Below are 21,991 nucleotides of genomic sequence, written 5' to 3'. Positions count from 1 at the left end.
CCAGGATGATGATACGGGGAAACGGACAGTTGGTATTATACAACAAAATTCTTGCGTAATAAGTCATGCAGGATAAAGATAGCGGCGGGTTGGCGCGCCAGCGGGTTAAAACCTTGCCTCAATCTGTGGAAGCCCCTCCGGGGTTGGCCTGGCGGCGGGGAGGGGGTATCGGGCGGCGAATTGGAAGGGGGCGAGTTAGTGTGGATCGGCGGGTAAAACCCTGCCTCAATGCATTAAAGCCCCTGCGGGGCTGCCTGACGGCGGGGAGGGGTGACGGTCGTGCCATGATGTGCTGGATGGATTGCCTTACCCGCTCGTTGTGCGCGTGTCGCGACGTTTGGATTGCGGCAGCGCAGCCGTGCTCACGATCCGGCGCGTGGCACGCCGTTGGCCATCCTGGTCACGGGGATGCAAAAGGAGTATGCGACACGCCCCCACCCTCACCCGCCCCCAGCTATGCATTACCTACAACTGGTGTCAACCACGTGCGTATCAGCGAGTATGATCGCTATGGGTGCTGTTGTGGGCGACTGGCCCGGTGGCAGTGCGCCGCTCCAGCCGTGCTATCACATGCCGGATGGGTTGCCTTACGCACGCATCATGTGCGTGTCGCGCGGTATGGAGTGCGGCAGCCATGCTGCCGCAGCAGCCGTGCTCACGATCCGGCGCGTGGTACGCCGTCGACCACCCTGGTCACGGGGATGTTTTGTGTACTCGTCACGATCATAGGGTCTGTCAGGAATGAATGAGAGAACTTCTTGTAAATGTTTTTGAAATAGGTTCTACTCTTCATCAGGCCACGGATCGGCGCTGAACTGATCGTGTACCTCTTGCAATTGCACGTCGGCGTAGCTGGCGTAGAAGCTGCGGGTGACTTCGACGCTGCGGTGCCGCAGGATTTGCGAGACTTCGGCCAACGAAACGCCTTCGTTCAGCAGGTGATACCCGACAAAATGGCGAAAGGTGTGGGGTGTAACTTGACGTAATAGTTCAGCTTCGTCAGCCTTTCCTTCCCAGACCAGGCGGTCGGCGAGAGCGTTGGCTGCCCCGGTGACGATTCGCCAGCCGCTGATACGCGACAGGCGTCCGCCACCCGTGCGGGGGTCGAAGGCGATGAAGAGCGGTTCACGGGCCGGCGGCCAGTTACGGGCGGACAGGTAGCGTTGTAGCGCCTGTTCGGCGTGGCGCCGGATGAAGAGGGTTCCCTCGCGGCGGCCTTTGCCGCGAACGATCACCCGCGGCAAGATGCGCCGGTCGCGGGCGACATCACCGACATCGAGACCCAATGCTTCCGAGATACGGGCACCACTCGAAAAGAGCAGGTGCAAGAGAGCCGCGTTGCGTAAGCGGGTCAGCATTTGGCGTTCACGCTCTTCGCCCTGCGGCTTATCGTAAAAGCGTACCAGTCGGCGCAGATCAGGTGGGGTTGGTGCGACCGGATCGGGCAGCCGGGGCAGTACTCGACTGACTTCGGGGCGGGCGGCGGCAACTCGAAACGAGATGGCACCCTGCGAGTCGGCAAGGGCCAGAAAGCCGAACAGCGGGCGCACGTAGGCGTGAACAGTTCGCTCAGAGAGTCGTTCGCGCCGATTGTCAGCCTGAGCCGCAGCCCGCTGTGAGAGGTCGTAGCTGCGTTTGCGCAGAGCACGAGCGTAGGCGACCAGATCGGCTACCTGCAAATCGCCCAGACACTCGCGTCCGTTCCGTTCGGCCCAGCGCACAAAGATGCGCAGCGCAGTTTCGTAACTGGCAATCGTTGGCCGGGCGTGGTGGCGTTGACGTTCACGAGTGCGCTCGTCGAGTTCGTCGTCATCGTCGTCATCGAGGCCGGCACTGGCCAGCCGTGCCAGCCAGATCGCTCCGGCCTCACGGATTGACGTGGTCGGGGTCAGTGGTTGATCGCTGAGGTTGAACGTCGCCTGCTCCTCATCCATCGGTCTATTCCTCATTGCAGTCGTCTACAGGATGCCCAGCGCTACTGCGCCGATAATCAGCACACCGGCAATGATGCGATAGTAGCCGAAGAGCGTGAAGTTGTGCGTTGCAATATAACGTAAGAGCCAGCCAATGCAGCCATAGCCGACGATCATCGCCACCGTTGCGCCGAGTAGCAGCCGGCCCCAATCGCCACTTTGAATCTGATCGAGGCTGCCGATCAAATCGACCAGTGTCGCCAGGCCGAGGGTTGGAATGGCCAGGTAAAACGAAAAAGCGGTGGCAGTCGCTCGATCAAAACCGGCCAGCAGACCACCGACAATTGAGGCGCCGGAGCGTGACACCCCCGGAATCAGGGCGAAGGTTTGGGCGATACCAACAATCAGTGCGCGGCGGTAGGAGACGTTGCTAAAATCGACGGTGGCAGTCGTTTGGGTTTGCCGCGTACCGTTCCATTCAATCCAGAGGAAGATAAAGCCGCCAATGATCAGGGTCGTTGCCATCAGCAGTGGCGACTCGAACAACACGGCTTTGATGAAGTCGCGGGCTAACAGCCCAACCGCGGCTGCCGGCACAAACGCAATGATGATACCCAACCAGAGTGTACGAGCCGTGGTAACGGTCAGCGTATCACCGCGCCCGATCACAGCGTTAGCCTGCGTAAGCAGATCACGCCAGTAGAAGATCAAGACCGAGCAGACTGTACCGAACTGGATGGCGATTTCAAATGTACCACCGATGCTGCCCTGGTAGTTGAGCAATTCGCTGATCAGCAGCAGATGGGCAGTTGATGAGATCGGCAGCCATTCGGTAATGCCCTGAACAATCCCCAACACAACAATTTGCCACCAGTCAGGATTAGCCGGTACGGTAATGAGCAGGGAGAAGGCCAGTAAGACACTGAAGCCGATGAATAGCCCTGAACGAGGTAGCGTGATCGATTGGACTCGCATTGCAGGTACAAACTCCTTACATGTTGCAGTAGGTGACGTTGCAGAGAGGTGTATCACCTGCTATTTCTGGATTTCAAGCGGGTTCGGCCATCACCAGTTCGATAGCAGCGGCAACCGCAGCCACCGTAGCCCGAATGTCCTCTTCGCTATGAACAGCCGACACAAAACCACTGCGCCCCCGCATCAAATCGACACCATTCAGGTGTAACGCCATCCGCAGCCGGCGCAGGATTTGCGGATCACCCCCGCGTTTAAGCGTGGCAAGTGGCAGATTGCGCGGAATCTCACCGGGGATCAGGTCGGTTGCCGGATCGACAAACAGGTGAAAGATCGATCCATCACCGAAGGCTGTCCAGCCACGCAAACGATACGAAGCAAACAGTTCGTTGAGCATTTGGATGAGCATTGTGCCACGTGCGGCGGCGATAGCACCAGGTTCGCCGGTAGCGACGGCACGTAGCATAGCAATGCCGGCAGCAGCAGAGAGAGGATTGGCGTTGAATGTTCCCTGTTGGCGGATGCGTCCACGGGGGCCATTCTCGTCATGGGCCAGCAGGTCGAGGAGGTCAGCCCGTCCGACTAGCGCCCCGCCGGGCAATCCACCGGCGACAATTTTGGCCAGACAGACCAGATCAGGGCGTACTCCGGCACGTGCGCAGGCACCACCGGGCGCAACCCGAAAGCCGGTAACGACTTCGTCGGCAATAAGGAGCACACCGTATTGCTGAGTAAGCTCACGTAAGCCGATCAGAAACGTATCCGGGAGCGGGATCGAACCGTAGGAAGCACCCGTAGGTTCGAGAATAACCGCGGCAATGTCGGTATGCGTAGCCAGCGTCGCAGCCACCTGATCAAGATCGGTCGGCAAGATCAGCAAACTTGAGAGGGTTGCCGGCAATACTCCGCGGTGGGGATCATCGGGATCGGCACCGGGTGCAAGCGCGTCGTGCCAGCCGTGAAAATGGCCCGCGAAGCGGATGATCGTCGTCTTGCCGGTAGCTGCGCGGGCAATGCGCAGAGCGAGGGTTGTTGCTTCACTTCCCGACGCGGTGAAGCGAATGCGCTCAGCCGCCGGAATGAGATCGGCGATCAGATCGGCCCATTCCAGTTCAAGGCGATGATTGGCGCCGAGATGGGTGGCGATGGGGGCTTGCTGCTGAATAGCGTTGACAATGGTTGGATGGCCGTGACCGAGCAGTAAGGCTCCGTGTCCGCACCAGTAATCGATCATCCGATTGTCATCAACATCCCACTTATACGGCCCGCTGGCTCGTTCCATGAAGAGAGGAAAGGGATCGGCGTAACGACCGTCGTGGGTTGCACCACCGGGGAAGCGGACACGTGCCTTCTCGGCGAGCGTCGCTGAACCGGCAAATCGCCGACGATATTGCTCTTCGAGTGTCATATCACATTCCTACACTCAGGCGATAGATAAGGGCGGGTGGTAACCCGTAATCGCGCATCTGTTGTTGAACTTGTTTAATATCGTAGGCAACCCGTTTGAAGGTAACAGTTTGACGGTCGGTATCGAGAATGACGTAGGCTGCTCGTGGATCGTGGTCACGCGGTTGCCCGACACTACCGGGATTGATGAAGTAGCGTGCATCAGCGGTGAGCGCCAGTTGACTATCTACTTCTGGCATAATCCGTTCACAATGGCTATCGTTACGTGGACAGCGGAAAGCAAACTGGACGTGGGAATGACCAATAAAGCAGACCGGTTCGCTAAACCATTCGAGATTCGCGATGGCTTGCGATGGCATCAACAGGTATTCCCAAATCGGTTCGCGTGGGCTGCCGTGGGCCAGGTAGTAGTGGTCATCGGCGCTACGGGCCGGCGGCAGCGGAAGCAGCCATTCGCGATTAGCCGCAGTGAGTTGGGAGCCATTCCAGAGGTTTGCCCGCCGGGCATCGGGGTTAAAATCGTTAAGACTAATCTTGCCCAGACAGGCCAGGTCGTGGTTGCCGGTGAGCGTTATCGCAGCGTGGTGCCGGATCAGCTCAACGCATTCATTAGGGGCCGGGCCATACCCTATCGTATCACCCAGGCACCACAGTGCGTCGAAGGAGCCGGCATCGGCCAGGACAGTCTCAAGAGCGACAATATTCGAGTGTACATCAGAAAGAATAACGATTCGCATATTACACAATATTTTGACGATGCTCGCAGCCAGATCGTATAATTGGCAGCGACCCGGTTTTGAGGAGCGTCGCCGCTATGCTTGAACCTTCAGGACACTGCCCATACCTCGGTTTGAAACAGAATCAGGCGATCCGCTTTGCGTCACCAACGCCAGAGCATCGCTGTTATGCTTCCGGTCAGGCACAAGAGATCCCTCGCGTTGAGCCAGATTATCAGGTTCGCTATTGTCTATCGACCGATCATGTACGCTGCCCATTATACATGGGGATGCCGTTACCTACAACGTCAGCCCCAGAAGTTGTACCGGCAGGGGTACCTTCGATCATGGTCAGTTCACCGCCATCGCCATCACCCGGTCTGCGGGCATGGCTCTCTGACCTGACCCCGCGTGATCGGCTGATCTATACGGTTTTGCTTTCAGTACTGGTGATAGCGCTGATCGGATATGCTCTGGGTGGGGTAGCGTTCGTTAGCGCCCTCTTTACTCCTGCAGCATCACCGTCGGAGGTCGTGCCCGCATCAGCAACACCGACAGCGCCGCTAATCTCACCGACAATTGCAGCCAGCGGCGATAGCACTGCTACCCCATCGCCAACCCTGACTGCTTCACCAACGTTGACACCATCACCGACGGCGACTCCCTATGAGCTGATACCGGTGACCAATACGCCAACGGTGCCGATCTTTATTCCGCTGCCACCGCCGCCACCGCCGCCAACTCCGACGGAAACACCGTTGCCAGAGGTGCCGGGTGAGCTACCAACTGAGGTGCCGCCAGAGACGCCGACCGAGGTGCCGCCAGCGTCCACTGAAACACCGCCGGAGACACCCACCGAGGTACCGCCGACGCCTACCGAGGCACCACCGGAGGTGCCGACCGAGATACCCACGCCTGAAGTTGTGATCGAGGCGTCACCGACGCCCGAACCACAACGCACGGCGACGCCGTAGGAGTGAATAGAAGCACACCGATAGGTACCGGTCTTGTGTCTGTCACCTGTTGATGCCAAAACCGGTAGGGGCTAGCTTTACACCTGCCCCTACCGGTTTTGAGGTTGATGAGGTGGGGTGAGAGTCTGCTATCGGTTTCGGTGCCGTATCAACGTCGCTTATGCACCTCATGATCATAGGTGCGCCAGTGTCAATCAGTGAGAGTCTGCTATCGGTTTCGGTGTGGTATCACCGGGTTACTGTATCTGTCTGCACGTTTTGATTAGTGTCAAGCTGTTTCATCATCTGATCGGCCAGATAGAGAATCTGTTGAACGAAGGGATGTTTGGGTTGTTCGAGAATTAGTGGTGTGCCACGATTAACCGCTGTGACGACTGGCTGACCGCCACTCATCACGTGATAGTTGATCTTACGGCGTAATACGCGCTCGATTTCATTAACACCAATGCCAACGCCGGAGTTAGATCGGTTCAGGACAATACTGATCGCCCGCGGATCGATGCCTAACTGGTTAGCCAGGCTCAGGAATAAACTGGTATTCTTCAGTGGGCCAATTTCCGGCGTAATGACCAGCAAGACGTGATCGGTGCGATCAAAGACGGATAGTGTGCGATCATCGTAGCTGGTCTGGCAATCAACCACCACGTAATCGGCATTCACAGCCAGTAAATCAAGAATGCGAGTCATATGTTCAGCGCTTACCAGCTCTGCCTCTTCAGGCCGTGGCGGAGCGAGTAAGGCTTGCAGTCCTGATGGATGGGAAAGCAGAACCTGTTTTACCATCTCCTGCTCGATCTCGTCGCCGCTGCGGACGATGTCGATGATGCTGCGCGTGGGTGCAATGTTGAGATGGACGGCAACATCACCGAAGGTGAGATCGGCGTCAACAATTACGACCCGTCGGCGTGAACGCAGGCGTAGCGCCAGCGCCACCGATACCGCAATCGTTGTTTTGCCGACACCACCCTTTGCCCCGAAGACGGTAATCACCTTTCCGCGTTGTACCGGTGTTGTCGGGGTCTCGATTGTCGTGCGCGCCAGGATGTTCTTAACCCGGTAGACCAGCTCTTGCGGTTCAAATGGTTTGGCCAGGTAATCGTTGGCACCGGCTTCAAAGCCGGCAATCTTGGCACTAATATCGCCTTGGGCGGTAAGCATCAGAATCGGGAGTGTTTTGGTTAGCGGATGCTGCCGCACACGCTTACACAGGGTGTAGCCATCAATGCCGGGTAACAACACATCGCAGATCAGGGCATCGGGTAGATTCTTGTAAATCTGCTGTAATGCCTCTTCACCACTGGCAGCACGCCGCACTTCGTAACCGGCACCACGCAGCACCAGTTCGAGCATCTCGGCAACGGTATCGTCATCATCAACGATCAGCAGTGTATGGGGTTTCATCTACGTGCTCCTCTCTGATGCACTCAGGCGATCGAGCAAGGCTGATAACGCGCCGGCAGCCAGTGGAATGAGGAGATAATCATCGACACCGAAAGCAACTGTAGCCGCGGCACGTGGTTCGGCGGTTGCCGGGGCGATGGTGACAATACGTCCCTTTGCAAAGTGTTCGCGCAACAGAATGATATTCGCAGTGCGTGCCCCTTCAATCTGCGTCATATCGACCAGAATGAGGTTGGGTGGGATTGGCGCTTCATACTGTAAGGCACGTTCAACATCATCGATCATATCGTACATCAAACCCTGGGCAGTCAGCGCCTGGCGCAGCATGCGACGTTGAATGCCATTAGCACTGATGATCAAAGCCCGCCAGGAGGGTGCCTCGGTGCGGATGGTTGCTTCGTCTTTTGCGGCTGGTAGCAGGAGCGGCGGTGTATCGCCAGCGGTTGTGTCAACAACGATGCGGTTGCGACCGGCGTGTTTGGCCTGGTAGAGGGCTGCATCGGCAGCCTGCATCACACCAAGCTGGCTACGGTGGTGTGGATAGCCGGCAATCCCCGCGCTGAAGGTAACCGTGAATTCGCCGGCAGGCCCATAGTGACGGAGTGCAGCAAAACTGGTGCGAATCGTGTCAATCAAGGTACGGGCTTCTACCAGTGAGGTATTTGGGAGGGCAACCAGAAACTCTTCGCCACCGTGGCGCCCGATAAGGTCACTTTTGCGCAGCCGCTGTTGCAGGAGGCGGGCAAAGCTGCGTAAGACCTGATCGCCGATCAGATGCCCATACGAGTCGTTAACGCGCTTGAAGTGATCGATATCAATAATGGCGATACTCAACGGTTGTTGCAGGCGCTCGGCACGGGCGAACTCGTGACTCAATTCCTCTTCAACCGCCTGATGATTCAGCAATCCGGTCAGACTATCACGAATGAGAAAGCGCTGGAGATAGCGTGCGCGCATCGCTCGTGCCGAGATTGCTGCTACCAGATCGGCAGGTGAGATTGGTTTGGCAAGAAAGTCGTCGGCCCCCAATGAGAGTACCGATTGTTGCTGTAACCGATTGGTCTCAGCCGAGAGAAAGACGATAGGCATGCCGACGTAGCGATCTTGCTGGCGAATGATGCTGGCCAGTTCTTTACCACTGCAAATCGGCATATACATATCGAGGACGATGAGATCGGGTTGAAATACCTGCAACTGGTTCAGGGTCTCGCGCGGATCGGTAATCGCCCGCGCATGGATGCCGGCTATTTCCAGGCTGTGCACACAGTTGTGCCCAAACTCCTGATCGTCATCCACAATCAATACGCGCAGGGGGGTATTTTCTTCGACACCGGTCAGCCGGTCGAGGGCATTGATCAACTGCCCGGCATCGACCGGTTTGGCGAAATAGGCATGACCGCCACTGCGTACTGCTGCCAGACGGGCAGTAAAGTCGTCGCGTTGCGAGATATAGATGACCGGTATTGGTTCGGTGCGTTCGCGTTGCAGGTTGGCAATGGTCTCGGTACCGGCCAGATCACCCTCTGGGAAGACGATGTCCATAATGATGGCTGCCGGATTGATAGCACGGATCAGGGTTGGCAGTCCTTCCAGATCGTTCACCAGATGGACATCATAGTTGAAGAGGCGCAACTGACCGACCAGTTTCGCAGCGAACTCGCGATCATCTTCGACCAAAACAATGGTTTGCGGACGACCGTTTGGCTCGCGTGGCGTTGCTGGGGGTTGCGGTTGCGGGATAGGCGGTGCAGGCTCCGTGTTTGCTGGGGGTACTGGTGGTGGCTCTGATGGCGCTGTTGATGGTGTGGGTTGATTCGTTTCCGGTACCGCTGTGGAAGTGCGGTATTCGCCTACCGCATGTTGTAGCAATGCAATCTGTTGGGCCAGATGTTGACGGGCAAGAGTGTCCAGGGACTGGTCGTGTTCAAGCCACTCTTTCAGCCTGAGATCGATGTCATGCGCTACAGCACCGAGGTTAGCGAATCCAAACATCGCTGCTGAACCGGCCAGTTTGTGCGCAAGCTGGCGTAGCTCTACGCCAGCCGTCTTATCCCAGTCGCTCTGGACAAGCTGGTTCCAGGCAGCATGAATAGCCGCCACACGTTCACCAATTTGCGCGGCATACCGTTTGCGCAGTGCTTCAAACTGTTCAGCGGGATCGGGTTTCATTAGCTTTCAACCAGATTGCTGCAACTTGTTCTGATAAGGTCATTGGATCAAAGGGTTTGGAGATAACATCAACTGCCCCTAGTGCCAGATACTGTTCGACTTCGTGGCGCTGGACGCGGGCCGTCATGAAGATAACCGGCGTGTTAGCCAGTGCAGGGCGTTTCCGTAGCTCTTTCAGCGTGGTTGGCCCGTCCATTCCCGGCATCATCACATCGAGCAAAATCAGATCGGGGGCAAACTGCTCGGCGGTGGCGAGTGCTTCTGCACCTGAACTACAGATTTGCACTGCATAGCCACCAACCGCCTCAAGCGCCAGTTGGGCTACCATCTGAATATCGGGATCATCCTCGATGAAGAGGATTTTCTGTAGTGATGTCACAACGTTAGCTCCTTTCCTAACGAGCTTCATTTGGGGTAACCGGTGACGAAATTGGCTGATCAAGCAAACGACTGACCGTTGTTAACAACTCGGTGTTGGTGGTGCGCGATTTAACCATCGTTACCCCCACTCGATTGACAATCTCCGGCTCCAGATCATGCACTGAGAAGAAAATAACCGGTACCGGTGGTTGCAGGCGCTCGATCAGCGGTAAGAGATCAACGCCATTGCCATCGGGCAGGTGTTGATCGAGAATGACCAGATCAAAGGCTTGTGCTTGCAGCAATGCCTGCGCTTCACTGATAGTAGTCGCCGCTTTCACATCGGCAATCTCAGCCAGGAGCAGGCTTACCACTGCTATAACATCGCTATCGTCCTCTACGTGGAGAATGAGCGGTCGCCCGGCACCGGTGCGGCGGGCGGCCCGCCGTAGGGCGGCGAGCAGGCGTTGCTGGTCGATAGGCTTTGGCAACCAGTCTACCACATCCAGGTCGTGACCGTTTGTCAATTGCTCTTCGCCGGCACGGGCCGACACAACCACAACCGGCAAGGTGCGGGTGTGGGGTTGTGTGCGTAATTCGCGCAGGAAGACGACCCCATCTTCGTGAGGCCACAGCAGATCGAAGGTGATGGCTCGATACTCACGCTGAGCCAGTAAGTCACGCGCTTCGGTCAGTGAATAGGCAATGTCGGTTGCGTAGCCTGCCTGTTGCAGCATCAACGAGAGTAAGGCGGCAATGTCGTGATCATCTTCGCAGATCAGAATTCGTGGCCTGTCGGATTGAGGTGGCAATGATACGGTGGTGTTTGTATTGGGGCGATACTCGGCCAGATCGACGTAGAAGGTTGTGCCTACCCCGCTGGCAGTGACAAAGCCGATCTGACCGCCATGCCGTTCAACAATCGCTCGACTGATGCTTAAGCCCAAACCGGTACCACCCTGTCGGCGAGTATTGGACGAATCGGCCTGGGCAAATTTTTGGAAGATGCGATCACGGAATTCAACCGGGATACCCGGCCCATGGTCGGTAACCGTGATGCGTATCCGTCCACGTGGTTCACGTCCGATGGCGACTTCGACTTTACCTCCCGGCGGAGAGAACTTGATCGCGTTCGAGATCAGGTTCGTAATGACCTGGGCTATGCGATCAGGATCGACATATACCTGAACGCCGGGTAAGGTCGCAGTAAGCTCAATAGCCACGTCATACTGTTGCCCGAAGCCACGGTTTGCCTCAATCGTCTGGCGTACCAGTTCGTCGAGGACGACCGGTTGGAATTTAAAGACCATCTTGCCCGACTCGATCTTCTCGATGTCGAGGATATCGTTAATGAGACGGATCAATCGTTCACTATTCTTCAGGGCAATGTCGATCATGGATGCTGCCCGTGGTGGTAATTCGCCGACTACCCCACCGGCCAGCAAACCGAGCGAGCCACGAATGGAGGTGAGCGGTGTGCGCAGCTCGTGCGACACAACGGCCACGAACTCGTTTTTCATTCGTTCGATGGCACGTCGTTCGGTTACATCGCGGAAAAACCAGACCCGTCCGTAGTATTCACCTTCGGCACTGATAACCGGGGCGCTATAGCGCTCGAACGTGCGACCATCTTTCAGCTCGATCTCGGCCTTGCCGCTCAGACTGGGGTTGGCATACAACTCTTCAATCTCATTCCGTACTCGTTCGGGATCGCAGACCTGGGCCAGCAACGATTCCATGCACGTACACATGACGTGATCGACTTCCCTGTCTGACAGATTCCACATTTCACGGAACCGCCGATTCGAGTAGAGGCAGCGACGTTCGGGCGAGACAACCAGCACGCCATCGGGAGAGGCTTCAGTCTGACACTCAAGCAGGGTCTTCTGGAAGCGCAATTCCTGTTCGGCCAGTCGGCGCGCAGTAATATCGTGGAAACTGGCAACAGCGGCGTAGACGTTGCCCTGTTCATCACAGAGTGGTTGGGAGTTAATCGAGAGCCAGGTCAGCTCGCCAGAGGGTTTACGAATGCCCATAATCACGTCATTAAGGGCCCGGCCAGTGGTTAGCGAGACCATAATCGGGTGCTCTTCACCCGGAAATGGGCTGCCGTCTTCGTGGATCGCCTGCCAGCGCGGATCGAAACTGGTGCGTCCGATCAATTGATCGCGACTCAGACCAAGAATACGTTCGGCGCTGGCGTTGCAGGTTTCAATCTCACCTGCACGATTCATCACCACGATTCCCTCGCTCATTGCCGTAATCACCGAGCGATAACGAGTCTCGCTGGCCCGCAACTGCTCTTCACTCTGCTTGCGAGCGGTGATGTCGAAGCGGACAGCAAGGTAGCGTTCGGGTTTGCCATCATCACCGATAAACGGTACGATGGTTGTATCCACCCAGAAAAGCCGACCATCTTTAGCACGGTTGCAAATCTCGTTCCGCCAGATGCGCCCGGCTTTAATGGTTTGCCACAGGTCGGCGAAAAACTCTGGTGGATGAATGCCGGATTTGAACATGCGATGGTCTTTACCGATCAATTCATCGGCGCGATAGCCGGTGATCGCGCAGAAACGTTCATTCACTTCCAGGATACGCCCTTCGGGGTCAGCAATTGAGAGAATAGTTGACTCGTCGAGGGCATTCATCACATCCCGGCTCTCTTTGAGCGCTGCCCGTAGCATGCGCTCCATCTCTTTTTGCTGCGTGATGTCTGACTCAATGGCGATAAAGCGGATCAAATTATGCTGATCGTCGTAGACAGGTGAAATATTGAGTGCCAGCCAGTATGGTCGTCCTTGTTTTGTGTAATTGACGATTTCGGCCTTTACCGACTCGCCATTATCGAGTGCCTGCCTGATCCGGGCTACAGTTGCCGGATCGGTCTCTGGTCCTTGCAAAAACTCGCCGGGCTTCCGACCGCGTACTTCGTCGAGCGTATAGCCGGAAATGCGGGTAAACCCTTCATTCACCCACTCGATCCGACCGTCGCGGTCGGTGATAATCACCGCGTTGTCGGTATGGCGGGCAACCAGCGAGAGCATGCGCAGTTGTTCGGCTTCGCGACGGGCGCGGCGCGTATATGGGCGCAGCACAAACAAACCACTGGCCATAACCAGCAGAAAAATCGTTGCCAAGATACTGAACTGCGAAAGCGCAATCTGATTGCGTAGCTCCTGGCTCTGGGATAGCAGCAGGTCGCCTGATGTGCGGAGATCACTCTGCAAGACAGCAACAATACTCTGGATTGCACGCAGATTGGGATTGTCGCGATTGAGTTGATCGGTAGGAGCTTCGACTAACCTGTTCACGTGTAACAGAAAGCGGTCGAGGTCAGTCGTCATTTGGGCAATTGAGGGTGCGGAAGTAGAGACCAGCATCCGTTGATGCGTTTGCTGGATTTCGGCGCTCAGGGTACGTAATTCAGCGCGTAATGATGCGGCTTGTGCGGCATTGGCAAACAGAGCCAGCTCATTGGCAAAGAGGGCTGCCTGCTGAATGCGGATTTGTTGCTGATACGTTGCTTCCAGCATGGTGTCATTTTGTGACAGACGTGACGTATTGGCTGTCAGCAACCAGTAGCCGCCAACAATCAGCATTCCTATCACCACAAAGCTCACAATGTAGGTTTGGGTCAGGCGCCGGGTTGGTGATGGATGGGCCATACGTTCACCCTTTCTGATTGGGTTGCCATGAGGTGTTGCGCGGTGGCATTGACGAACGCTTTTGCCGTCGCCGCACTTGCTATACATTATACGCTGCGACCCTTTCCAGACTATTGCCAGTTGTTAACGAAACGTACACGTCGGGTGTCGCCTGATACTTCGTTTCCACAGCGCTCCGAATCAACGGCGAACTAAAGTACAGGTGTCCGGTTCCAGGTTCTTGTTACGGCGGGTAGTTCAGATGTCTCCTTACCTGCGTACAGGCTCATACGGCGATACAACCAGTTGCATCAGCGAATGATTGAGGTTGGGGACATGTCTGGCAGGCGGTGGTACAATAGCGTTACACAACCATCATGTTGTCAACCCTTTACGTTACCGGCAACGGCCATTGTTTGTTGGCTATCGGTAAGGAATGAACAATGCTTGAACGCTGTATTACCGATGTAAAGCTCAGCAAGGAAGAGTACACGCAACTGGCTCCGGGGTTGCAGGCGCGGCTCTTTGATCTCGAACAAATGCTGCTGGAAGCGCGCATTCCGACCATCTTTGTATTTGAAGGCTGGGCCGGCACCGCCAAAGCCCGCACAATTGCAACCCTGACCCGGCGCCTTGATCCGCGTGGCTTTCGGGTGCATTCGATTACCCCACCGCGTACCTATGAGCAACAATATCCCTGGTTGTACCGTTTCTGGCTCAAGATACCCAGCTACGGTCAGATGAGCTTCTTTGATCGCTCGTGGTACCGTGAGTTGCTGGCGGCCTATACTACCGGTGGCAGCCGTGATGAATGGCGCACGCATTGCGAAGATGCCGTCATTTTCGAGCGGCAACTGGCCGATGATGGTGCGCTCATTCTCAAGTTCTGGTTACATATCACGAAAAAGCAGCAGGCACGGCGCTTTGCGAAATTACTGGCCGATCCGCTGAATGCCTGGCGGGTGACCGAGGAAGATCTCTGGCAGCACCGTCATTACAAAAAGGTCTATCTGGCCGTCGAAGAGATGCTCTCGCGCACCGACACCGCATTTGCACCCTGGCACATTATTCCGGCTGCCGACAAGCGTTACGCCCGGCTCACCGTCTTGCAAATTATTGTCGGGGCGCTGGAGAGTCGATTGGGAATTACCGCCAGTGATCGTGAGGCCAGTCTTGATGATAGTGGTCTGGCGTTGCGGCGCTACTATCTCGATTTGCGCACGCCGGTTGTCGCTACACCGCGTGCAGCACCGGTAGATGCAGGCAATTCCTCTACCATGACTCTGCAACAGGCTGAACCAATCACGACCCCGGTGGTCGTGACGCCGGTCGCGCCACTGTTACGGGCAGCCAGCCCCTTACAGCGCGTTGATTTGAGTTTGCGTCTTGATGATGATACCTACCACCGGGAATTGAAACGGTTGCAGGCCAGGATGTATCTGCTCGGCCTGCAGGTGTACCATCAGAAGCGACCGGTCGTGTTTGTGTTTGAAGGCTGGGATGCAGCGGGTAAGGGGGGCGCCATTCAGCGCCTGACGGCGGAGCTTGATCCGCGTGCCTATACCGTGCACGCGATTGCCGCCCCCGCCGGCGATGATAAAGCTCGCCACTACCTGTACCGCTTCTGGCGGCGGTTGCCGCCGCGTGGTCAGTTTGCGATCTTCGACCGCTCGTGGTACGGTCGCGTGTTAGTTGAACGGGTGGAAGGGTTTGCCCGCCCCGACGAATGGCGTCGTGCCTACGCCGAGATTAATCAGTTTGAACGCCAGTTGGTTGATTTTGGCGCGATTATTGCCAAATTCTGGCTGCACATCAGCCCCGAAGAGCAATTGCGCCGTTTTGAAGAACGGCAGCATGTGCCGTACAAAGCCTGGAAATTGACCGATGAAGACTGGCGCAATCGCGAAAAGTGGCCGGCATATCTTGAAGCAGCCGATGAGATGCTGCTTCGCACCAGTACGCCCTATGCGCCGTGGACGATTGTCGAGGCAGAAGATAAAAAGTATGCCCGGATTAAGATTTTGCGCACTGCGGTTGAGGTGTTGGAAGCGGAATTGGGGCCGGTGAAGTTGGATTAAGATGAGATCGTTATGAATGGTCGATGGTTACACTGGTTGATCTGGATCGCCAGCGCACTCCTGGTGGCAGGTGGGTTGGAGCTGGTACTTGGGGCTGGGGGTGGCGGGATTGGCGTTGCGCTCAGTGTTATTGGCGGTGGGCTGATCCAGTATTGGCGAGAACGTCCTGCCCTGTCGTGTGGGATACGTGGGCCACGTCTGCACCCCTTGCAAGTAAGTGCACTTGGGCTGATGGGGTTAGGTGTGCTGTGGTACCACGGGCAAGGTGGTGGTGCCATCGCGACGCTGAGTGCATTCTGGCCTGCGTTGGGAAGTAGCTGGATACCACTCGTGCTGGTGGTGGCGGGAGTAGGCTGGTTGGGTCTCCTCAGCATCCAGAGCAGTTGCCGCGATGAGCAGTTGCTGACGATGATGGGAGAGCACGACCGGCGCTGAATCGGGTGCACAGTGCTCTGGAAGCTGTTCGCCGGTGAACAGCGTGATTCATTGCAGTGACAAAGCCTATGAAGACGATCTGGCATCTTCTTGACACGCAAGCAGAGCAGTACCCTGATCGCGTGCTGCTCAGGTTTGCCGATCAGCAATGGCGGTATGCGGAGGCGGTGGCTCTGGCGCGGCGGGCTGCCGGCGTACTCTACGATCTCGGGGTACGTCCAGGGGATCGCGTTGGTTTGATGATCGGGAACAATCCCGATTATCTCTGGGCGTGGTTCGGCTGTGCCTGCCTTGGCGCGGTCACGGTACCGATCAATCTGCATCTGAAAGGTGACGTACTGCATTACATTCTCGATCATGCCGGGGCAACTGTTTTGCTCATCGAAGCGCATCTGTACGAGCGGATTGCGGCGTTGCGTGCCCAATTACCGACGTTGCGACATCTGGTAGTGCGAGGAAGTGATACGGCGCCGCCAGATGCCGTCCACTGGCACACCGCCCTCAGTGGGGCGCGACCGGTCGATCCCTCACCGGGGAGTGCGACCGACCTGCACAGTATTCTCTACACCTCTGGCACGACCGGCCCACCTAAAGGTGTGATGCTCAGTCACCACGCCTATCTCCACTCGGCGGCCCTCTTCGCTGACGTGATGATTGGCGCGACAGCCGATGATGTGTTTGGCACCAGCCTGCCGCTCTTTCATATCAATGCGCAGGCGCATACGGTATTACCGGCCATCTATCGCGGCACGACGATTGCCTTGATCGAGCAGTTTAGTGCCTCGCGCTACTGGCGCCAGCTCGCCGATCTTGGGGCCACTATCTGCAATTTGCTGGCAGCGATGATCCCGATACTGATGAAGCAGGCGCCTTCCGCCGATGATCGGGCGCATCGCGTGCGCATTGCAGCCTGTGCGGCGACGCCGCCTGATTTGTGGCGCGCCTTTGAAGAGCGGTTTGGGTTGACGATTATCGAAGGGTATGGTCTGACCGAGACCACCGGTTTTTGTGTGGCTAATCCACGCGATGCCGTGCGGGTTGGTACCTTTGGCAAGGCGATGCCGGGGTTCGAGCTGGCAGTTGTGGACGCCAGCGATCAGCCACTGCCGGCGGGCGTGCCCGGCGAGATAGTGATTCGTCCGCAGCGTGACCATCTGATGATGATGGGTTACTATCGCCAGCCAGAACAGACGGCGACGGCAATGCGTGGTGGGTGGTTTCACACCGGCGATCTGGGGCAGCTTGATGAAGCCGGCTATGCGATTTTTATTGATCGGCTCAAGCAATCGATTCGGCGACGTGGCGAGAACATCTCATCGTGGGAGGTTGAGCGGGCGGTCAATGCCCATCCTGCCGTGTTAGAGAGCGCAGCGGTTGGTGTGCCCAGCGAACTCGGTGAGGAAGAGGTGAAGGTGGTCGTAGTGTTGCGCCCCGGTGCGACTCTCGATCCGATTGATCTGATACGCTGGTGTGAAGAGCGGCTGGCTTACTTTGCCGTACCACGCTACGTTGAGTTTCGCCAGAGTTTGCCGAAGACGGCGACCGAGCGGGTCGAGAAGTATAAGCTCAAAGCCGAGGGTGTGGGAAACGCCTGGGATCGCGAGGCTGCCGGTTATCGGGTGAAGCGTTCGTGAGTGCAGGGGCTGGAGAGGGGAATGGATGGGGCTTGTGCAATGGTGGTGCTGCGGCCAGCAGGGTGCTGCGACACGACCCCACCCTTGCCCGCCTCCAGCGGGGGCGGGAACTATCAGTGCCGGCAGTGCCGGATGGCTCCCGCTATCGCACACTGGTGCTGCGTATACAGTGCAAACGCTGTTCTCCGTCTCCGCGCTCAGGTTGCCGCGTCCCGCGCCTAATCAGTGTGTGAGGTGGGTGCGGAAGCCTCGCTTCCGCACGCCAGACTGAAACCCGACCTGGAAACCGTATTCACTTCGTCTGCAATGACCTGCCAGCAGCTCGTGGTGATGCTTCAGTACGGACCCGGAATGAGGCACATCCTTGAGCAAGAGCTGGTATCACCTCTATTAGCCGCCAACGGCCAGTGCCCGTTCGATCAGGCGGGCGGCGGGTTGTTCGCGCAACCCGGTATCGACGATCTGATTGGCAATTTCAAGCGCAGCAACACCTGCTTCACCGCTGACCGGTGGTGCAGTCTCGTGGCGCACGGCTTCGCAGAAGCTGCGTAGTTCTTCGTAGAGTGGTTCTCGTCGTGGTACTTTCAACCGGATGCTACGCCCCTCGCTCACCCCAAGGAGCGCCAGCTCCGGCCAGGCTTTGCCCTGACACGAGTCGTTTTCGTAAAAGGTCAGGTCTTGGGTCAGGTAGTTCGCAACGAACATCCCTCGCTCACCGATAATGCTCAGCTCGCGGATCTTGGTTGGCGTCAGCCAGTTGATGTCGAGAATACCGATCATGCCATTTTCAAACCGGAGTAACGCCGAGAGCATGTCTTCGTGGCTCTGGTGGATGTGACGATGAAGTTCGACGTGCATACGCACAATCGGCGAGCCGATCAGATAATTGAGAATGTCAATCTCGTGGGTGGCCAGGTCGATGACGACACCGACATCGGCGATGCGACCCGGAAATGGCCCCACGCGCCGTGATGTGATCTGAAACAGGTTGCCCAATTCGTGGTTGTCGAGTTGTTCTTTCAGGGCAATGATGGCCGGATTGAAGCGTTCGATATGTCCGACCGTAAGAATGACACCGTGGCGACGGGCAGCTTCGATCAACAACCAGCCCTGCTCAACCGTTGCGGCAATCGGTTTTTCGACCAGAACGTGCACACCACGGGCAATCGCAGCGCTGGCAACGGCAAAGTGGTGTTTTGTCGGTACAACGACCGAAACCAGATCAAGCTCCTCGTTGGCGAGCATGGCATGATAATCAGTATAGATCCGGCAGCGGTAGATGTTTGCCAGGCTGCTGGCGGCTGCATAGTTGGTATCACAGACGGCAACCAGCTCGACATCTGGCATGGTGGCGTAGACGCGGGCGTGGTTGCGTCCCATGCTCCCGACACCGATAACAGCAGCGCGCAGTGTGTGTTGTTTCATGGTGCCCTCCCCCCTGGTGAACGAGGTAGTCTCAGTATGCGCCTTCGCCCTTCAACAGGGCCGGAATTGTACGATAGATGATCAGCAGGTCAAGCCAGATCGAGTAATTGCGGATGTAATGCATGTCAAGGCGCACCCGATCAGCGTAACCCAGGTTGCTACGTCCGCTAATCTGCCACAAGCCGGTGAGACCGGGGCGTACCATCAGCAGGTTGTGTTGCCAGCGCCCAAAATGGTGCATCTCGGCAGCGGTGATCATGCGTGGCCCAACCAGACTCATCTGGCCAAGCAGAACATTAATCAATTGAGGTAACTCGTCGATGCTGGTGCGGCGCAGAAATTTACCGACGCGGGTAATACGGGGATCGTCCTTGAGCTTGCCCTTCTGCGCCAGTTCTTCACGTTGGGCAGGGGTCAAGCGCCGGTCACCATCTTCGTACATTGTGCGAAACTTAAACGCATCGAACTGGCGATATCCAACACCCATAACGCGACGGCGGTGAAAGATTTTACCCGGACTATCAAGCCGAATCGCGATTGCGACGACCAGGAAGAGTGGTGCGAGCAGGATAAGGCCGATCAAGGCGCCAATGCGGTCAATCAGCAATTTGCCGATAGCGTGGATGCCGGTAATACGGGTTTTATTGAGGCTTAGCAAGGGAACTGCACCCTGCTCGTGTACCTGAACTCCAATTGTCAACAGATCGAATAGACCGGGTGCCAGGCGGACTTCGAGACGATTCAACAAATCCATTGCCCCATCGAGCACGATCAGTCGTTCGCGAATGAGATTGGTATCAGCAATAATAATCGTCTCGATGTTAAGATCATTTACTAACCGGATGAAGTCACCGGTAGTTCCCAGGACACGGCCTGTGCCGACCTCACTACCAACCGGTAGACGGTCGTCGATAAAACCGACAATATTGGCGCCGGCCCGGTGCTCGGCGGATAACTGTTCGGCAATTGCCCTTCCCTCATCGGTGGCGCCGATGATCAGTATGCGTTCGGTTAGATGTCCTTTTGCCCGTAAGTGGTAGACAACCCGGCGGAAGCTGAAGCGCCACGCAATTGTCAGCGTCACGGTAAGAATCCAGCTCATCACCAGCCAGCCACGGGCAATGACAATGTCGGGGATCAGAAAGGTTAAGATAACCACGAAGAGCATCCCTTTGCTGGTGGCGTTGAAGACTTGATTGTACTCGTGGGTGCCATTGAACAATGCCGTGCGCTGGTAGAGACCGTGCATAGCGAAGATGCCAATCCAGCACGGCACCAGCATCGCGATCAAGATGCTGTAAAACTCTGGCTGCATCGCACCTTCGACAAAGACCGGCAGGTTGGTAAAGAAGCGCACGATGTACGCGAGCACAAAGCTGGCCGTGACAACCAGCGCATCACCGAGGATCAGGGCACCGATGAGAGCTATTTTCTGATAATCGATTGCCCGGTGATCAGACCGGCCATAGGCTGTCGTCGTCAATTCAACGCTGGATATGCTCATAGGAACCTCAGATAAGTGATAACGCTGCTGACGATGGACGGGTGACAAGCGGCTGAATCTGAGTTGCCACTGAGCGGGCAAAGGCACAGACCGACTCGCCATTTGTAAGCTGTGGATAAATCTGACCAGTGTTGGCCAAAAAGAGACCGTCAATGTCGGTGGTGACGGGTGGAATCAGGTCGGTTGCACCAACGGGATGGATTGGCTCGACGTACCGTTCACGTCCAATGCGGATGGCGGCAATGTCCTCTTGCTGTAGGTCGGGAAACATTTGCTGCAAATAGCTGAGAAAGACCTGGCGTAATTCGTCATCGGGCATCCGGGCAAAGGGGCTTTCAGCCGAGACGTATTTGGGTAAATAGACCAGGTGGTATCCGCCAACATACTGCGGATCGATCAGGTTCGTGGTTTCGATCACGCCGGTAAACGGAATGCGTTCATCGGTGATGTTCAGCGTGTAGTAAGGTGTCAGCCGTCGACGCATCACCACCAGCATACACACAATACCCAGAAACCCATCGAGCTGCCCCCAGCGGGCTGCTACCGATGCTGCTGCGGGAGGCAACAGCCGCCGCGCAATCGGGGTTTGGGTGGTAATCACCACATTGTCCGCCGGGAGTTCGTGACCGTTGACCACCAGACCACTCACCCGTCCGTCAGTAACCTGCAACGTTTCGATGGTGGCATTCACCTCAATCTGACCACCACGTTGCCGGATCGCCGCGGCCAGGGCATCGATCAGCTCCTGGTAGCCATTGGGCAGGTAACACATGACCTCACGGCTACCGCCTTTGGTACGGGTATCGGTGGTGCGTACCAGGCGCGACCAGATGTAGGTGGCAGGGACGTGACTGAAATCGCCATCGAATTTGGCGCGCAGGAGTGGTGCCCAGACGTGGCGCACCGTGCGCTCGCCGCTGAGGCGAGTGAGCCACTCGGCCACCGGTATCTGTTCGAGGCTCCGCCAGTCTTTGATCCGACGACAGGCGAGAATGGTGTAGGCGAGGCGGAGGCGATCAATCAGGCGCAGTGGCGGAAAGCGGAGAAATTCGAGTGGGGTTGACATAGGGTAGATGCGGCCATCGTGGTAGAAGCCCATCTTTGTGATGGTGTAGCGCAGGCGGCTACGCAGCCCCAGTTCGTCAAACAGGCTCATGAGGGTGTGATCGCTGCTGAGGATAGCATGGTAATAGCGATCACACTCCATTCCATCGAGTTCGGGAAAGCGTGCGCGTCCCATCAGGCCACCGAGTGAGGCTGATCGCTCCCACACTCGTACCGGGATGTGCCGTTTAAGCAATTCGTAAGCCAGGCTGAGGCCGAGGATGCCTCCGCCGATAATATCTACCATTGTCCCCC

At 56.8% G+C, this 21,991-nt stretch carries 15 protein-coding genes; 4 read left to right on the top strand and 11 right to left on the bottom strand.

Features of this window, described 5'->3' with window-relative positions; all coding sequences use genetic code 11:
* Positions 1-782 precede the first annotated feature (782 nt).
* The 4 genes from CAUR_RS19950 to CAUR_RS19935 form a co-directional block, all read right to left on the bottom strand.
* Positions 783-1,934 carry a tyrosine-type recombinase/integrase gene (locus CAUR_RS19950; protein WP_012259635.1) on the bottom strand — a complete coding sequence of 384 codons (1,152 nt, stop codon included), beginning with the start codon at positions 1,932-1,934 and terminating at the stop codon, positions 783-785.
* A gap of 24 nt (positions 1,935-1,958) precedes the next feature.
* The gene (locus tag CAUR_RS19945) at positions 1,959-2,888 is read right to left on the bottom strand and encodes an undecaprenyl-diphosphate phosphatase (protein ID WP_012259634.1); all 930 of its coding nucleotides are present in this window, start codon (positions 2,886-2,888) and stop codon (positions 1,959-1,961) included.
* Between the two features lie 73 nt (positions 2,889-2,961).
* Positions 2,962-4,293, bottom strand: a complete 1,332-nt coding sequence (locus CAUR_RS19940; RefSeq protein WP_012259633.1) for an aspartate aminotransferase family protein — start codon at positions 4,291-4,293, stop codon at positions 2,962-2,964.
* Between the two features lies 1 nt (position 4,294).
* A complete protein-coding gene (locus CAUR_RS19935; protein ID WP_012259632.1) occupies positions 4,295-5,029 on the bottom strand; it encodes a metallophosphoesterase family protein in 735 nt (244 codons plus the stop codon).
* 77 nt (positions 5,030-5,106) lie between these two features.
* Between CAUR_RS19935 and CAUR_RS19930 the strand changes: the two genes are divergently transcribed.
* On the top strand, positions 5,107-5,982 hold the full coding sequence (locus CAUR_RS19930; protein WP_012259631.1) for a hypothetical protein: 876 nt from the start codon (positions 5,107-5,109) through the stop codon (positions 5,980-5,982).
* Between the two features lie 228 nt (positions 5,983-6,210).
* Here CAUR_RS19930 and CAUR_RS19925 read toward each other — a convergent pair whose 3' ends face one another.
* Genes CAUR_RS19925 through CAUR_RS19910 form a run of 4 tightly spaced genes read right to left on the bottom strand, consistent with a single transcriptional unit; the run spans position 6,211 to position 13,577 of the window.
* Positions 6,211-7,383, bottom strand: coding sequence for a CpaE/TadZ family protein (locus CAUR_RS19925; RefSeq protein WP_012259630.1), 1,173 nt, complete (start codon positions 7,381-7,383; stop codon positions 6,211-6,213).
* Entirely contained in the window at positions 7,384-9,552 is a 2,169-nt protein-coding gene (locus tag CAUR_RS19920) for a diguanylate cyclase (RefSeq protein ID WP_012259629.1), read from the bottom strand. It abuts the gene before it with no gap.
* Entirely contained in the window at positions 9,533-9,931 is a 399-nt protein-coding gene (locus CAUR_RS19915) for a response regulator (protein ID WP_015909502.1), read from the bottom strand. The genes CAUR_RS19920 and CAUR_RS19915 overlap by 20 nt, the downstream gene beginning before the upstream one ends.
* 16 nt (positions 9,932-9,947) lie before the next feature.
* Entirely contained in the window at positions 9,948-13,577 is a 3,630-nt protein-coding gene (locus tag CAUR_RS19910) for a PAS domain S-box protein (protein WP_012259627.1), read from the bottom strand.
* 422 nt (positions 13,578-13,999) lie between these two features.
* On the opposite strand from CAUR_RS19910, the gene CAUR_RS19905 reads away from it, so the two are divergent.
* The 3 genes from CAUR_RS19905 to CAUR_RS19895 all read left to right on the top strand — a co-directional run bounded on the left by CAUR_RS19905 (position 14,000) and on the right by CAUR_RS19895 (position 17,703).
* Positions 14,000-15,634 carry a hypothetical protein gene (locus tag CAUR_RS19905; protein ID WP_012259626.1) on the top strand — a complete coding sequence of 545 codons (1,635 nt, stop codon included), beginning with the start codon at positions 14,000-14,002 and terminating at the stop codon, positions 15,632-15,634.
* A gap of 12 nt (positions 15,635-15,646) precedes the next feature.
* Positions 15,647-16,069, top strand: a complete 423-nt coding sequence (locus tag CAUR_RS19900) for a hypothetical protein (RefSeq protein WP_012259625.1) — start codon at positions 15,647-15,649, stop codon at positions 16,067-16,069.
* 68 nt (positions 16,070-16,137) lie between these two features.
* Entirely contained in the window at positions 16,138-17,703 is a 1,566-nt protein-coding gene (locus tag CAUR_RS19895; protein WP_012259624.1) for an ATP-dependent acyl-CoA ligase, read from the top strand.
* A 390-nt stretch (positions 17,704-18,093) separates the two neighbouring features.
* Here the strand turns inward: CAUR_RS19895 and CAUR_RS19890 are convergent, their stop codons facing one another.
* The 3 genes from CAUR_RS19890 to CAUR_RS19880 are packed head-to-tail and all read right to left on the bottom strand — an operon-like array spanning position 18,094 to position 21,983.
* Positions 18,094-19,128: a Gfo/Idh/MocA family protein gene (locus CAUR_RS19890; RefSeq protein ID WP_012259623.1), complete on the bottom strand. Its 1,035-nt coding sequence runs from the start codon at positions 19,126-19,128 to the stop codon at positions 18,094-18,096.
* A gap of 31 nt (positions 19,129-19,159) precedes the next feature.
* Entirely contained in the window at positions 19,160-20,632 is a 1,473-nt protein-coding gene (locus CAUR_RS19885; protein WP_012259622.1) for a sugar transferase, read from the bottom strand.
* Between the two features lie 7 nt (positions 20,633-20,639).
* Entirely contained in the window at positions 20,640-21,983 is a 1,344-nt protein-coding gene (locus CAUR_RS19880; protein WP_012259621.1) for an NAD(P)/FAD-dependent oxidoreductase, read from the bottom strand.
* Positions 21,984-21,991 lie beyond the last annotated feature (8 nt).

The organism is Chloroflexus aurantiacus J-10-fl, from assembly GCF_000018865.1.
Lineage (GTDB): Bacteria > Chloroflexota > Chloroflexia > Chloroflexales > Chloroflexaceae > Chloroflexus > Chloroflexus aurantiacus.
This window is presented reverse-complemented; position numbering and strand designations above follow the sequence as displayed.